Source organism: Mycobacteroides franklinii (assembly GCF_002013895.1).
Taxonomy (GTDB): domain Bacteria; phylum Actinomycetota; class Actinomycetes; order Mycobacteriales; family Mycobacteriaceae; genus Mycobacterium; species Mycobacterium franklinii.
Window position 1 is genome coordinate 184,233 of record NZ_MAFQ01000004.1, and the last position, 14,145, is coordinate 198,377.

15 protein-coding genes are annotated in these 14,145 nt (G+C 65.2%); 6 read left to right on the forward strand and 9 right to left on the reverse strand.

Annotation, left to right across the window (positions count from 1 at the left end):
* Positions 1-20: 20 nt before the first annotated feature.
* Positions 21-338, reverse strand: a complete 318-nt coding sequence (locus B4393_RS06775; protein ID WP_078333473.1) for a UBP-type zinc finger domain-containing protein — start codon at positions 336-338, stop codon at positions 21-23.
* Positions 339-397: 59 nt separating this feature from the next.
* Here B4393_RS06775 and B4393_RS06780 point away from each other — a divergent pair, with 59 nt between their 5' ends.
* Entirely contained in the window at positions 398-1,978 is a 1,581-nt protein-coding gene (locus B4393_RS06780) for a Na+/H+ antiporter (RefSeq protein WP_078333520.1), read from the forward strand.
* A 128-nt stretch (positions 1,979-2,106) separates the two neighbouring features.
* Positions 2,107-3,366: an SLC13 family permease gene (locus tag B4393_RS06785; protein ID WP_078333474.1), complete on the forward strand. Its 1,260-nt coding sequence runs from the start codon at positions 2,107-2,109 to the stop codon at positions 3,364-3,366.
* A gap of 31 nt (positions 3,367-3,397) precedes the next feature.
* On the opposite strand, the gene B4393_RS06790 is transcribed toward B4393_RS06785, so the two are convergent.
* Positions 3,398-4,060 carry a PaaI family thioesterase gene (locus B4393_RS06790; protein WP_078333475.1) on the reverse strand — a complete coding sequence of 221 codons (663 nt, stop codon included), beginning with the start codon at positions 4,058-4,060 and terminating at the stop codon, positions 3,398-3,400.
* Positions 4,057-5,352, reverse strand: a complete 1,296-nt coding sequence (locus B4393_RS06795) for an adenylosuccinate synthase (protein WP_078282419.1) — start codon at positions 5,350-5,352, stop codon at positions 4,057-4,059. The genes B4393_RS06790 and B4393_RS06795 overlap by 4 nt, the downstream gene beginning before the upstream one ends.
* Positions 5,353-5,511: 159 nt before the next feature.
* Here B4393_RS06795 and B4393_RS06800 point away from each other — a divergent pair, with 159 nt between their 5' ends.
* Together B4393_RS06800 and B4393_RS06805 are read left to right on the forward strand one after the other, a co-directional pair.
* Complete coding sequence (locus B4393_RS06800; RefSeq protein WP_078333476.1) at positions 5,512-6,183, forward strand: peptidase M50; 672 nt, start codon at positions 5,512-5,514, stop codon at positions 6,181-6,183.
* A 9-nt stretch (positions 6,184-6,192) separates the two neighbouring features.
* Complete coding sequence (locus tag B4393_RS06805; protein ID WP_070938177.1) at positions 6,193-6,957, forward strand: site-2 protease family protein; 765 nt, start codon at positions 6,193-6,195, stop codon at positions 6,955-6,957.
* Positions 6,958-6,970: 13 nt separating this feature from the next.
* Here B4393_RS06805 and B4393_RS06810 read toward each other — a convergent pair whose 3' ends face one another.
* The 4 genes from B4393_RS06810 to B4393_RS06825 form a co-directional block, all read right to left on the reverse strand.
* Positions 6,971-8,713 (reverse strand): CocE/NonD family hydrolase, encoded by a 1,743-nt coding sequence (locus tag B4393_RS06810; RefSeq protein ID WP_078333477.1) that lies wholly within the window; start codon positions 8,711-8,713, stop codon positions 6,971-6,973.
* Positions 8,714-8,756: 43 nt separating this feature from the next.
* Positions 8,757-9,500: an SDR family NAD(P)-dependent oxidoreductase gene (locus B4393_RS06815; RefSeq protein WP_078333478.1), complete on the reverse strand. Its 744-nt coding sequence runs from the start codon at positions 9,498-9,500 to the stop codon at positions 8,757-8,759.
* Between the two features lie 211 nt (positions 9,501-9,711).
* Positions 9,712-10,308: a TetR/AcrR family transcriptional regulator gene (locus B4393_RS06820; RefSeq protein ID WP_078333479.1), complete on the reverse strand. Its 597-nt coding sequence runs from the start codon at positions 10,306-10,308 to the stop codon at positions 9,712-9,714.
* 41 nt (positions 10,309-10,349) lie between these two features.
* On the reverse strand, positions 10,350-10,778 hold the full coding sequence (locus B4393_RS06825; RefSeq protein WP_078333480.1) for a DUF3151 domain-containing protein: 429 nt from the start codon (positions 10,776-10,778) through the stop codon (positions 10,350-10,352).
* A gap of 138 nt (positions 10,779-10,916) precedes the next feature.
* On the opposite strand from B4393_RS06825, the gene B4393_RS06830 reads away from it, so the two are divergent.
* Positions 10,917-11,723, forward strand: coding sequence for an Rv0361 family membrane protein (locus tag B4393_RS06830; protein WP_078333481.1), 807 nt, complete (start codon positions 10,917-10,919; stop codon positions 11,721-11,723).
* A gap of 49 nt (positions 11,724-11,772) precedes the next feature.
* On the opposite strand, the gene fbaA is transcribed toward B4393_RS06830, so the two are convergent.
* Positions 11,773-12,816, reverse strand: coding sequence for a class II fructose-bisphosphate aldolase (gene fbaA / locus B4393_RS06835; protein WP_070939229.1), 1,044 nt, complete (start codon positions 12,814-12,816; stop codon positions 11,773-11,775).
* A gap of 110 nt (positions 12,817-12,926) precedes the next feature.
* On the opposite strand from fbaA, the gene B4393_RS06840 reads away from it, so the two are divergent.
* On the forward strand, positions 12,927-13,634 hold the full coding sequence (locus B4393_RS06840; protein ID WP_109420739.1) for a VTT domain-containing protein: 708 nt from the start codon (positions 12,927-12,929) through the stop codon (positions 13,632-13,634).
* A 79-nt stretch (positions 13,635-13,713) separates the two neighbouring features.
* Here B4393_RS06840 and B4393_RS06845 read toward each other — a convergent pair whose 3' ends face one another.
* Positions 13,714-14,145, reverse strand: coding sequence for an acyl-CoA thioesterase (locus B4393_RS06845; RefSeq protein ID WP_078333482.1), 432 nt, complete (start codon positions 14,143-14,145; stop codon positions 13,714-13,716).

The following is a 14,145-nucleotide window of genomic DNA, read 5'->3' on the forward strand; positions in this document are numbered from 1 at the left end:
TGCCAGATTGCCACACATCCTCAACCCAGAGTGCTGTGGACGTAGCACCAGCGCCAGTCCTCACCCGGCTCGTGTGAACGCATCACCGGGTGTCCGGTGGCATGAAAATGCGCTGTGGCGTGCTGGTGGGGGCTGGAATCGCAGCAGCTCACCCGACCGCACTGCAGGCACATCCGCAAATGTGCCCACACCTGCTCGCCCAACGCCGCGCAGTCCTCGCATTCCCCGGGCGTCCGGGGCTGCGGGTCTTGCCCGGCGGCGGCGGCCAACTCCGGGCAGGGGCCTTGTCCCTGAATCGCCGCGGGCGCGGACGAGCCGCGCCGAAACAGCCGCTTCATATCTGTCCTCTCATGTGCCCGCGTAGATGCCCGAACCACTCTCCGCACAGAATACGAACGTGAACGTTTCACTGTTGGCGGTACTCACAGCAGCCTTGGTCCTGGCCGCGATTTCCCGGCGATTCGGCCTTCCCACCCCGTTGGTGCTGGTCGTTGCGGGTCTGGCGGCCGCCGCCATCCCCGGCTTGCCGCCCATCGAGATGGATCCGGACCTCGTGCTGTTCGTGATCCTGCCGCCGCTGCTCTACACGACGGCGCTGGAAAGCTCGTACGTGAATCTGCGTAAGAACATGAGGGCGGTCAGTAGCCTCGCCGTACTGCTGCCACTCGTCACCACGGTCGCGGTGGGCTTTGTGGCGTTCTATGCCGTACCCGAACTGCCGCTGGCCGGCGCGATGGTGCTCGGCGCCATCGTGGCCCCACCGGACGCGGTATCGGCCACCGCCATCGGCCGCCGCCTGGGACTGCCGCGCAACATCATGACGCTGCTGGGCGGCGAAAGTCTGCTCAACGACGCCACCGCACTCACCGCATATCGGGTGGCGATCGCCGCCGCGATCGGGCTCGGCGCCACCGTGGCCGACGGGCTCAAGATTTTCGCGCTCGCCGCCATCGGCGGTGTGCTCGTCGGGTTCGTCATCGGCAAGTTGGTCAACATCATCCGGTGCAAGCTCGACGACCCACTGTCCGAGAGCGCGATCGGTCTGGTGGTGCCGTTCTTCGCCTACCTGCTGGCCGAGGAGATCCACGGTTCCGGCGTGATCGCCGTGGTGGTCGCGGGCCTGATGTTGGGGCACCGATCGGTGCATGCCGGATACGCCACCCGGCTACAGGACGACGCGGTGTGGAAGGCCGTGCAACTGCTGCTCGAATCCTTCGCGTTCCTGCTCATCGGGTTGCAGCTGCCCAAGGTCGTCCAGGGTCTGCGAGGTTTGTCGTTCCAGACCATCCTGCTGTCCTCGATCGCAGTGCTGGCCACGGTCATCGTGGTCCGCATCGTCTTCGTGTTCGCGTTCGCCTATATGCGACCTCCCGGCCAACGGCCCTCGGCACGTGGAGTTTTCGTGGTGGCCTGGGCCGGGATGCGCGGTGTGGTGTCCCTGGCGATGGCCTTCGCGGTTCCACTCACCACCATCACCGGCGAGCCGCTGCCCGGCCATCCGCACATCGTGTTCCTCACCTTTGTGGTTGTGGTGGGAACCCTGCTGCTGCACGGCCTTACGTTGCCATGGGTGATCCGTGTGCTCGGCGTGCAGAGCGACGACGAACGCAAGGATGCCCTGGCCGAGGCCGCCGCTCAGGACAAGGCCGCCCGCGCGGCCGCCGACCGTCTCGAAGAACTCCTCGACGACAACGACGGCATCGAGGACACCAATGTGCGCAGCCGCGCCGCGGAAATCCTGCGGCACTGGAACACCCGCCGTCGCAACGCGGCATGGGAGCGCCTGGGACGCAGCGACGAGGACGCCGGGGAGAGCCCGATGGCGGCGTTCCGGAACCTGCGGCTGGAAATGCTCGAAAAGGAGCGTGAGGTGTTCATCGCCGAGCGCGATGCCGGCAACATCGATGACGAAGTGCTGCGCACCGTGCTGCGGGGCCTCGACCTGGAAGAGGCCACCATGAATCAGGCCGACCGCTAGGGCCGGCGAAAACCGGTCCCGCCGCGGTTCCCGGACCCCGCCAGATGTAGCGGGTACCGTGGCACATCGCAGCCAAGTCCCGTTGCCGACCGCAGGGCTGTGCCCGTACATTCCGGAAGGTCACCTAAGTGTCTGCCGCCCAATCCCTTTCGATCATCATGCTGGTTGTCGTGCTGGTGGCCGCGATCTGGCGCCGGATGAACATTGGTGTGCTGGCCCTTGGCGCCGCGCTGCCCGTCCTGGCACTCTCGGGGCTGGACGCGAAGGCGATGTACACGACGTTCCCGGGCGATATCTTCGCGCTGATCGTCGGCGTCTCGCTGCTGTTCGCGCACCTCGAGCGAAGCGGCACCCTCGGCTGGTTCGTCGAGCTGGTGTACGGGGCCGTGGGCGATCGTCACGCGATGCTGCCGTGGGCAGGCTTTCTTGTCGGCGCCATGCTGTCCACGGTGGGCGCGTTCTCGACGGCCGTCATCGCATTCCTCGTGCCGCTGGTGGCGCACGTCGCGGTGAGGTACCGCAGCAGCTTCTACCTGTGCGAGTTGGGCGTGGTGATCGGGGCCAACAGCGCCGGCCTCTCCCCGCTGAACCCGACCGGTGCCGTCGTCCGCGCCGCCGCATCGAAGTTTCACGTCAGCTATCCGGGATGGGCCCTCTGGGCTGTCTCCATGGTGGTCGCGGCCCTTGTCGTGCTGTGCCTGCAACTGCTCGACGCGTTTCGGCGCAGCCGCGGCCGAGGTTTCGACCTCACCCCGGCACCGGCCGCTACCGCGGAAACCGATGCGGCCGAACGGCCCTCGCTTCGATACGCCTGGTGCGCGGGCCTGGCATTGCTGACTTTCGTACTGCTCGTGGTGATCGTCAAAACCGATGTCGGGGTGACCGCTATCGCCCTGGCCGCACTGCTGCAGATTGCCTTCCGCCCCCAGGAGCGGTCACTGCTGGCCCGGATCCCCTGGCCCAGCATCCTGCTGCTGTGCGGCCTGCTCACCTACCTCGGGCTGATGCAGAAGATCGGCACCATCGATTCGATCGCAAGCGTCTTGCATCGCCTCGGGACGGGCCCGGTTCTCATCCTCGTACTCGCGTATTTGACTGCCCTGCTGTGCAATATCGAAAGCTCCACGCTCGGAGTTCTCGGGCTGATGATGCCCGTCGTGTTCTCCACCTTCACGGAGCCGGCCCAGATGTTCTGGGTGGTGTGCGCGGTCTGCGTGCCGGCGGCGTTGATGGTGATGAATCCGATTCACGTGGCGGGCACCCTGATCATCGGCAATAGCGCGGTCAACGAGCAGGACAACCTGTTCCGCAGGCTGCTGGCCCTCGCGGGAAGTCTGGCGCTCGTGGTGCCCGGGCTGCTGGCGATCGTGCCGATCGCGTTCGCATGATGGGTGGACCGTCGCTATCGACAGGCGGTCGCTAGGGCTGACCGGGCAGCAGCTGCACCATCAGGCCGTTGGCGTCGGCCAGCACCGTGTTCTGCGCGTCGTAGAGCTCCGCCGACACGAAGGCCTTGCGGCGATCCACCTCGTCGATGCGGCTGCGCGCGGTCAGCGGCACCCCCACCGGGACCACCTGCCGATAGTTGACGTGCAGAAAGGCGGTGCGGCTGATGGTGCGGCCCGCCATGATCACCGTCATACCGAAGAGATGGTCGAACAGCAGCGGCAGGATGCCACCGTGCACGGCGCCGTTACCGCCCAGATAGAACCGCGGGAAGTCACCGTGGGCCTCGATGCCGTCCGGACCGGCCTTGTCGATGAACCAGGGCGGCAGCAGCAGATGCCCGTTGGCGGGCTCGTCGGCGACCCGGTTGGCAGGGCCGACACCCTCCGGCGCCTCGAACGGATCCATCAGCTCGACGAGCTTCTCCGTGATGTCGGCCGCCTCATCCCAGCGAGGATCTTCCATATCGGCGGACACCGCGAGATCCTGCAGCCGCCGCATGGCGGTCAGGAAGCGCCCGAACCCCGGCCCCACCGAGGACGGCGAGTACTGCGGGAATCCCCCGCCACGGATTTCACGGATCGCCCGATTCATCTCTTCATGCAGTGCGGCGAGTCTGTCCCCGTCGGCGGTCATGACCTCGAGAGTATGTCCCGCCGCACGATCGTCTGATCCCGGCCCGGCCCGACGCCGATGCACGACATCGGCGCACCCGCCAGTTCCTCCAGCCGCAGCACGTAATCCTGCGCCTTGGCGGGCAGGTCGCCGAACTCACGAGCGCCGGAGATGTCCTCCCACCAACCCGGAAGCTCTTCGTAAACCGGTGTGGCGCGGTAGATCTCACTCTGGGTCATCGGCATTTCGTTGGTGCGCTTGCCGTCCACCTCGTACCCGACGCAGATCGGGACGGTCTGCAGGCTGGACAGCACGTCCAATTTGGTCAGGAAGTAATCGGTGATGCCGTTGACCCGGGTGGCGTACCGGGCAATGACGGCGTCGAACCAGCCGCAACGCCGGGCGCGGCCGGTGGTGACGCCCACTTCGCCGCCGGTCTTGGCCAAGTAGGCACCGTGCTCGTCGAACAATTCGGTGGGGAACGGACCCGACCCCACCCGGGTGGTGTACGCCTTCAGAATTCCCAGCACGGTGGTGATCCGGGTGGGACCGATACCGGACCCCACGGAAGCGCCGCCGGCGGTCGGGTTCGAGGACGTCACAAACGGATACGTGCCGTGATCGACGTCGAGCAGCGTGCCCTGCGATCCCTCCAGCAGTACCGTCTCACCACGTTCCAGTGCCTGGTTGAGCTGCAGGCGGGCATCGGCGATGCGGTGTTTGAATCCCTCGGCCTGCTCCAGCACGCCGTCAACCACCTGGTCCGGGTCCAGGGCCTTGCGGTTGTAGATCTTGACCAACACCTGGTTCTTGAATTCCAGTGCGGCATGGACCTTCTGGCGCAGAGACTCCTCGTCGAGGACGTCGGCGACCCGGATCCCGATGCGCGCCACCTTGTCCTGATAGCAGGGACCGATACCGCGACCGGTGGTGCCAATCTTCTTGGATCCCAAGTACCTTTCGGTCACCTTGTCGATCGCGACGTGGTACGGCATCAAGAGATGCGCATCCGCGGACAGGATCAGACCCGAGGTGTCGATCCCCCGCTCCTCCAGGCCCGCGAGTTCGGTGAGCAGCACGCCGGGATCGACAACGACCCCGTTGCCGATGACGTTGGTCACCCCCGGAGTGAGGATTCCCGACGGGATGAGGTGCAGGGCGAAATTCTCCCCATTGGGTAAGACGACGGTATGTCCGGCGTTGTTACCGCCCTGGTAGCGGACTACCCATTGAACCGAGCCACCGAGCAGGTCGGTTGCCTTGCCTTTGCCTTCGTCGCCCCACTGGGCGCCGATCAGGACTATTGCCGGCATGTGCGTTCTCTGCGCTTCCCTGTTGGCAGCCCACACTGTCCTTCCGGCTGGGCGAAGGCGGCGCGACGCTGCGCGTGCAAAATGTTGTTCAGCCGGTGAGCCACTGTATCGCAGGCCACGGGCTTTGTACGTATTCGGCACCGACGAAAGAGGTCCTTCATGAGCCCCCCGAGCGTCACCGAAACGGCGTCGGCACGGGTTTTGCTGTTCGGTGGGCGCCGACTGCCCCGTATTTTGCGCGATCTGCCTGTGGACCGGGTCGAGGAATCCGACGCGGTGCGCACGCTCGTCGATGGGCTCCCGGACACTCCGACGCGGCTCATCGTGGTCGGCGCAGACGGTGATCTCGGCCAGGTGCTGACCCGCTTGATGCGCGCCGACAGACTGGACACCGAGGTGGGATTCGTGCCGGACCGGCGGTCACGCGCGCGACGGATCTATCGGATCGGGCCCGGAGCTGCACGTCGGGCACGTAAGGGTCAGGCGCACCGGGTACCACTCATCCGGGACGACACCGGCACCGCCCTTGCCGGGCGCGCCTCATGGCAGAGCAGCGACGGCAACGCGGTCACGGGCGAGGCGACCGTCGATGACACCCTGCTGTTCGACGGGACCGCACTGGTCGACGTCGAGCCCACCGAGTCGATGCCCGGCCTGCGAGCCTCCGTACGGGGCCGGACATGGCCCCTACCCCGTCGCTGGGTGACCGGACGCGCGGCTCAGCTGGGCACGGTGGGGGCCATCGTCGTCAGGGACGGGGTCGCGGGCCCTCGCCCGGTCCCCCGATCGACGTTCTATCGCCACCAGCACAGCTGGTGGCTCGTCCGGTAGCTTCTTGCCGTGAACGTCAAGCAAGCGGTCCGCCCCAGCCCCGTCTTTCTGGCGCTCGTCGCACTCACCATCGCCGGAGCGGTGCTCGCATGGCTGGGCGGGAATTCCACCGAGCCGTTGGCTCGCGGCGGGGTGTTCGTCTTCGTGTTCACCGGGTGGATCGTGTCGCTGTGCCTACACGAGTTCGGGCATGCCTATACCGCTTGGCGTTTCGGAGACACCCAGGCGCGCGGCTACCTGACGCTGAACCCGTTGCAATACACCGATCCGGTGCTGTCCATCGTGCTGCCGCTGGTGTTCATCGCCCTGGGCGGCATCGGGCTTCCCGGTGGTGCGGTGTACGTGCACACCGCCGGCATGAGCAACCGGCAGCGCACCATGGTGAGCCTGGCCGGCCCCAGCGCCAACGCGACACTTGCGGTGTTAATTCTCGGAACCACAGCGCTTTTCGCCGATCGCGAGCACATCGTGTTCTGGGCGGCCATGGCCTACCTCGGTTTTCTTCAGGTGACTGCGGTGGTGCTCAACCTGCTGCCCGTACCGGGCCTGGACGGCTACGGTGCGCTCGAACCTCACCTGAGCCCCAACACGCAACGCATGCTCGGCAACGCCAAGACGTTCGGCTTCCTCATCCTGTTCATGCTGCTGATGTCGCCGCCGATCAACCGTGCATTCTTCGGCGCGGTGTACTGGGTCGTCGCCTCATTCGGAGTCGACCCGGGCCTGGCCCAAATAGGCGGCTGGCTGTTCCGATTCTGGAGCAAGCTGCTCTAGCCGCCCCGCGGCATCAGGTTGGGACAACGGGCAGCAGCACGTAGGGCCGCCCACCCGCGCCGCCGCGGAGGGTGGTGCGTCCGGAAAACTCGGGCAGGTCGCGTTCACCGGGCAATTCGTGCCAGTACGCACCACTTCCGAGTAATTCTCGCCCGTAGGCCTTCTCGGATGGCCCGGGTAGTTCGTGCGTGTAGTCCTGACCGCGCACGGAAAGTCCGATGCGGTAGCCCGCCGGTGCCACCACCGACATCGGCCAGATCTCGACGTCGGCTTCGTACACAACGCCCGGCGTGAGTGGATCGCTCGCGGTGTGCGTGTGCCATGGCCGGTACGGCAGCGAGCGCTGATCGTCCCTCGCGCGGTGCGACATCCGCAGCCACCCCTGGGCCACCGGGCCGTGAGGTTCGAAAGCAGTAGGCCACAAGACCTCGGCGCCAAGGGGATCGAACAGATGCACGGTGACGAACAGGTCGGCATCCGTCGTGCTCGAGGCGACAAAGACCTTCAGTGCCGCCGGACCGGTGACCTCGATGTCGTGCTCCAGGACCGGCGTGGTGAACATGACGCCCTTCGAACGGGCCTCGAACGTGATCGACTGCTCGCCTTCGGGCGTGGTGACCGATAGCTGCCCGTCGGCACAGTCGAGATAGAAGCGCGTCCACTGAGTGCGATCCAGCGGCCATTCGTTTTCGGTGCGTTGGATGAAGGTCTCGGGTGTGCGCACCTTGAGGTGGACCGACGGTTCCTTGTCCCACCCATTGGCCGCACCCTTGAGGAAGTGGTCAAAGAATCGCCGCTGCAGGTCAACGCCGTAATCGGTATAGAACTCGGTCCAATGTTCCAGGCCGTGCACCTCGAGCCACTTCTGTCCGGAGGCACTACGTGAGAACCCTTCGAAGTTGCCGCGTGAATGTAGGCCCATGCCACCCCAATTCGCGCAGGAGAGCACCGGCACGGTGATGTCCTCCAGGTTCGCGGTGCGGTCCCGGTAGTAGTCGTCGAGGTACTGATTGGTCAGCAGCACCTCGCCGATAGCGACGGCGTTGGCGTCCAACTCGGCCTGACTGCGAACCGGCAGTCCCGAGACACGGCGACCGTTGTTGGGGTTGATCTGGGCGTCGGCGTGTCCATGCTGCACACTGCGGATCTGGCACGGCATCCAACTAGGCATGAACTCACTGGTGATGCCACCGTGTTTGGCGTACTCACGGTAGAAGTCGTTGGCGCCCTCCCACGGGCAGATGGCCGCCAGATGCGGGGGTGCCAGCGCTGCGACCAGCCACTGGTTGGTGGCCAGGTACGAGATGCCCAGCATGCCGACCTTGCCGTTGCTCCATGGCTGCACCCCGGCCCATTCGATGCAGGCATAAAGATCCTCGATCTCCCGCGGCGAGAAGATATCGATCGCCCCCTCGCTGCCTCCCGCACCGCGGGTGTCGATGCGCACACAGACGTAGCCCTGGGGCACCCAGCGTTCCGGGTCGGGGTATTCCCACACCTGGTACTTGCTGCTCGATTGGGCGCCGATCTCCGGATGCGCACGCATCATGGCGTTGAAGTTGTCGGCATAGCCGACCTGGAACGGCAGCCCCTTGCCGTAGGGGCTGGCCGCCAGCAGAACCGGGTGCGCCGCATCATCATCGGGGCGGAAGATGTCGGCGGCCAGCGTTATCCCGTCGTCCATCGTGATGCGCACATCCCATTCGATCCGCATACCGTCGCGCAGTTCACTGCGCGGCGCGTACTGCTCAACCATGGTGTTTCCCTTCGTGTTCGACAGCCGGGCGGCGAGTTCCGCGCTAGGAAGCCACCCAGCCGCCGTCGATCAAGAGGCTTGCGCCGTGGATATAGGACGCGGCCGGTGACGCCAGGAACACAACCGCCGGCGCGATATCCTCGACCTCACCCACCCGCCCGGCCGGCGTCGAATCGAGCATCTGCTGCTCGTAATCCTTGTCGGCGAGGAGATCTGCGTTGATGCTTGTGCGGACGTTGCCCGGCGCGACGGCGTTGACGCGAATCCCCAACGGCCCGAATTCGGCGGTAAGGGACTTCACCAGCAGTTCGACCGCACCCTTGGTCGCGCAGTACGCCGCAGAGTTGGGAAAGCCGACGTGGCCGCAGATCGATGACACGAAGATGACCGAACTACCCGCCCCCAGGTGCGGGGCAGCAGCGCGCGTGAGTCGAAAGGGCGCGCGCACGTTGACATTCCATTGCATGTCGAGGTCGAGATCGGTCGTCTCCAGGAATGGCATCGGCAGGAAGACACCGGCGGCATGCACCAGAATGTCCACCCCGCCAAAGCAGCCGATGGCGCCCGGCGCGTCCGCATCGGTGACGTCGATGCTCATGTGTGCCGCCCTGCCGTCCGCCGACTCGATACCGGATGTCACTGCGGTCAAACGGATCTCGTCACGCCCGACGAGAAAGACACTCGCTCCTGCTCCTGCCAGTTCACGGGCTATCTGAGCACCGATGCCCGAACTGGCGCCGGTCACGACGGCGACCTTGTCCCGAAGTGGTTGCGCGGTGTTGCCCATGAGGTCCTCACTCCTTACACCACCGGAAGCCCTTGCAGAACAAGACCATCCGCCACGAGGGTTTCGCCGGCGAGATTAACGCTAGTTTCCCTGCATTAAGAAGTATGAGACCGCACCCCGATTAATGCAAGTTTTCTTGCATACGGTGCCCAGGTCTGCCCCGCGAGGAGAGAAAATTCAGGCAGCGCAGGCCATCAGCCCGCGCGAGCGATCAGATTGACCCGACGAGAACCCGGTCCACGAGTTGTTCCAGGTCCTGGTCGGGCGGGACGTACCCGAAGACGGCCCGCAGATAGATCGGGGCCAGCACCGCATCGAAGATCTGCTCCACGGTGGGCGGATTCTCACCGCGCGCGACACTGCCATCGATCGCCGCCTGAATCTGATCGGTCCGCGTCTTCAGGTAGGCGGCCGCGTTGCCCGCCGCCGCGGATTCCTCATTGCCGAACAGCGCCGAGCGGGCCATCGCCAACGCACGGTAGAAGGCGAAGCCTTCCTTGGATTTGACCTGAGCCGACACCGCCATGGCCCACGTCAACAGATCGTCGCGCAGATTCCCGGTGTTGGGGAACGGTGACTCTTCGTTGAGCTGGGTGACCGCGACATCGAGGATCACCGATTCGACGTTTCCCCAACGCCGGTAGATCGTCACTTCGTGGATACCCGAGCGCTCCGACACCTCGCGGACACTGACCGTGTCTCGCCCCTCGGCGAACAGGGACCGCACCGCGTCATGTACCTGCCGGCGGGTGCGCTCGGTGCGGCCCCCCGGACGCACCGAGCCATGCGCCGCCGAACTCTCGGTCATGGCCGAAGGCTAGGCGAGGAAATCACGCAAGTCGAGTTGCGTTAGGCAGAAAGCAACGCGGGACGCGCCGCGGGATCGCAATCGTCGAGTAGATCGCAGCACCGCGCGTACTCGTGGTCCTCACCGATCAGTTTGGCGGCACGCGCCAAGGCCGCCACCGCACGCAGGAAGCCACGATTGGGCTCATGCGAATACGGGACCGGGCCAAAACCCTTCCAACCGTTTCGCCGCAACTGGTCCAGGCCGCGGTGATACCCGGTCCGCGCGAACGCGTACGCCGTGACAATGCTGGCAGTGCGGTTGTCAGACCCGTCGTCATCCAGCGCGTTCTCGGCCAGTTCGGCCCAGGCGATCGACGCCGCGGGGTAGGCCGCCGCGACCGCGGCCGGATCCTGACCGTTGAGCAGCGCCGATTCGGCGTCCTCGTCTCCGGGCAGCAGCACTGGCTCGGGACCCAGCAGATCACGCATTGGACACCAGGGAGAACTCATCGGAAAGACTCATAGATCCCATTGTGACGCGAACCGTCTCCCGCGATCACGATAGGGTGGGCGCGGTCGATCGCGCCTGCGCGAAAGAGCGGTAAGCACGGATAAGGAACGAAACGCATGGCGAACCCCACCGGTGGAAATTCCGAGGCCAAGCCCGACGCACAGGGCGACGAGCTTGCGGACTCCGCCGAACAGCCGGAAGGCGCCGCGAGCACCCCGGACGCATCGGATGTTTCGGATGTTTCGGATACCGCGGACAACACAGATACCGGTCCGGTCCCCCCGCTCGATGACGCCCAGACCGTGGTGATGGCTCCGGCTAAACCCGAGGTTCCGCGTTACACGGCGCCGGGATTCGATGCCAACAAGACCGAGATGATCGCGCCGGTCGGCGACGATCCCAAGACCGAACTCATCCAGCCGCTGGCGACCCAGGCCCGTCCCAAGGTCGCAACTCCCGAGACCATCGCGCCACGCAAGGCGGAGAAGCGCAGCTGGGGCTGGGTTATCGCGCTGGTACTCGTCGTCGCCGCATTGGCCGCGGTGATCGTGCTTGCCGCAGTCGTCATCTCACGTACCAGCACGCCGAAAGCATCGCAAGAAGAGTTGGTACGCAACAGCATTCAGAACTACGACAACGCCATCCAGACCGGCAACCTGGCTGCCCTGCGCACCATCACCTGTGGCGAGACCCGCGACGGTTACGTGCGCTACCCCGACGCCGATTGGTCGCAGACGTATCAGAAGGTGGCGGCCGCCAAGCAGTACCCGGTGGTTGCCAGCATCGATGAGGTCGTCGTCAACGGCGAACATGCCGAAGCCAACGTCACGTCGTTCATGGCTTTCGCGCCGCAGACCCGGTCATCACGCAGCTTCGATCTGCAGTTCCGCGACAACCAGTGGAAAATCTGCCAGTCCGACTAACAGCATGTCCCCGAGTGCGAGCGCTGACGCTCACACTCGGGGCTGCGGCTTACGCCAGTCCGGCGGAAACCGACCGGCCCGCCGACTTCAGGTCATTGCACGCCTCGACGACACGCGCCGTCATGTTGGCCTCGGCCTTCTTCAGGTAGCTGCGCGGGTCGTAGGTCTTCTTATCGCCCACCTCGCCGTCGATCTTGAGCACACCGTCGTAGTTGGTGAACATGTGCGCGGCGATCGGGCGGGTGAACGCGTACTGGGTGTCGGTGTCGACGTTCATCTTCACCACGCCGTAGCGCAGCGAGTCCTCGATCTCCGACTTCAGCGAGCCCGAGCCGCCGTGGAAGACAAAGTCGAACGGCTTGGAGCCCTCCGGCAGACCCAGCTTGGCCGAGGCCACCTTCTGTCCCTCGGCGAGCACTTCCGGCTTGAGCTTGACGTTGCCGGGCTTGTACACACCGTGCACGTTGCCGAACGTGGCCGCCAGCAGGTAGTGGCCCTTTTCGCCGACGCCGAGCGCATCGACGGTCTTCTCGAAGTCCTCGGGGGTGGTGTAGAGCTTCTCGTTGATCTCGGCCTCGACACCGTCCTCTTCACCACCGACGACGCCGATCTCCACCTCGAGAATGATGTGGGCCTTGACGGCGGCGGCCAACAGCTCCTGCGCGATGGTCAGGTTCTCGTCGATCGGCACCGCGGACCCGTCCCACATGTGCGACTGGAACAGCGGAGCCCGGCCGGCGTTGACACGCTCCTGGGAGATGGCCAGCAGTGGACGGACATAGGTGTCCAGCTTGTCCTTGGGGCAGTGGTCGGTGTGCAGCGCGACGGTGATGTCGTACTTGGCGGCGACGACGTGCGCGAACTCGGCGAGTGCGACCGCACCGGTCACCATGTCTTTGACACCCAGGCCCGAGCCGAACTCGGCTCCTCCGGTGGAGAACTGGATGATGCCGTCACTGCCGGCGTCCGCGAATCCCTTGATGGCGGCGTTGATGGATTCCGAAGACGTGCAGTTGATGGCCGGGAAGGCGAAGGAATGCTCCTTGGCCCGATTCAGCATCTCGGTGTAGACCTCGGGCGTCGCGATGGGCACTTCGGTGACCTCCATGTCGGTTCTGAGCAGTCGGTTCTGGGCTCTGAGAAATCGCCCCTCACCATAAGCCAGGGACGTTTCCATCATTTAGCGCCGGTACTGTTGGCGCCGTGATCCTGGCTTCGTCGACGACCACCCTGGCCCTCATGCCCAGCTTCCTGGACCCCACCAAGCTGCTGGCGCAGTTCGGGACGCTGGCATTGCTCGGGTTGCTGGTGGTGATCTTCGTGGAATCGGGTGTGCTGTTCCCGGTGCTGCCCGGCGACTCGCTGCTGTTCGTCGCGGGTCTTTTCGCCGCCAAACTGGCCGCCGGAGTCGCCGACGAGAGCATCCAGCAAGCCAACTTCCAGCTCTGGAAGCTGCTGGTCTTCATTCCCATCGCGGCCATCCTGGGCGGGCAAGTCGGCTACTGGATCGGGCGCGGCATCGGCACCTCCATGTTCAAACCCGACGCACGCTTCCTCAAACAGCGCTACCTCGACGAGGCACATGCGTTCTTCGAGAAGAAGGGCCCCTTCGCCATCGTGATCGCACGATTCGTACCGATCGTGCGCACCCTGGCCCCGATCACCGCCGGCGCGGCCCGGATGAGTTACCCGATCTTCGCGCTGTACAACATCCTGGGCGCCGTCGTCTGGGGCGTCGGCCTGACCCTGTTGGGCTACTGGCTGGGCCAGTTCCAAGTCATTCAGAAGCTGCTCGAACCGATCTTCATCGTGATCGTGTTGGCCTCGGTGGCCCCGATGTTCTTCGAGTGGATGCGCCGCCGCAAGGCGGCCAAGGGCGCAGCGGGCTCCGAGACGCCGACCGAGGCCTGAGCTTTCGTCGACATCGACGAAATGTAGAGGTCTACCCGCACTTTCCGTGCAAAACGCAGATCTGGGCGTGCGGCCGGGTTCACAGCGAGGTGGGCTGGGTCTTCTCGAACTCGGTCACCTTGGCCCGGAAGGCATCCGGGAACGACGCGGACTTGCCGTCGACGGCGTGCACGTAGACCGTCTCACCGGTGATGAGATGTTCACCGCCACGGTGGATCTCGAAGTGGCAGGTCATGCTGGCCCGGCCCATCCGGGCAATGCGTACCCCGATATCGACGGTATCGTCGAAGCGAGCCGACGCGTGATAGTCGATGACCGATTTCACCACGTACATGTGCTCGAAGACCCCATCGCCACCGGCATTGCGCGCGCCGGTCAGCGCTGCCCAGTACTCGGTGAGCGCGACATCGAAGTACGCCAGGTAGTGAGCGTTGAAGACCACGCCCTGCATGTCCACCTCGGCCCAGCGCACCCGCAGCGGATGAAAGAAGCTGAAATCCTCCCGCGCCAC

Coding starts and splice junctions, on each gene's coding strand:
- B4393_RS06830 (WP_078333481.1), top strand. CDS start 10,917: ATGGCGAACCCCACCGGTGGAAATTCCGAGGCCAAGCCCGACGCACAG.
- B4393_RS06790 (WP_078333475.1), bottom strand. CDS start 4,060: ATGACCGCCGACGGGGACAGACTCGCCGCACTGCATGAAGAGATGAAT.
- B4393_RS06800 (WP_078333476.1), top strand. CDS start 5,512: ATGAGCCCCCCGAGCGTCACCGAAACGGCGTCGGCACGGGTTTTGCTG.
- B4393_RS06775 (WP_078333473.1), bottom strand. CDS start 338: ATGAAGCGGCTGTTTCGGCGCGGCTCGTCCGCGCCCGCGGCGATTCAG.
- B4393_RS06825 (WP_078333480.1), bottom strand. CDS start 10,778: ATGCGTGATCTGCTGGGTCCCGAGCCAGTGCTGCTGCCCGGAGACGAG.
- B4393_RS06795 (WP_078282419.1), bottom strand. CDS start 5,352: ATGCCGGCAATAGTCCTGATCGGCGCCCAGTGGGGCGACGAAGGCAAA.
- B4393_RS06810 (WP_078333477.1), bottom strand. CDS start 8,713: ATGGTTGAGCAGTACGCGCCGCGCAGTGAACTGCGCGACGGTATGCGG.
- B4393_RS06820 (WP_078333479.1), bottom strand. CDS start 10,308: ATGACCGAGAGTTCGGCGGCGCATGGCTCGGTGCGTCCGGGGGGCCGC.
- B4393_RS06815 (WP_078333478.1), bottom strand. CDS start 9,500: ATGGGCAACACCGCGCAACCACTTCGGGACAAGGTCGCCGTCGTGACC.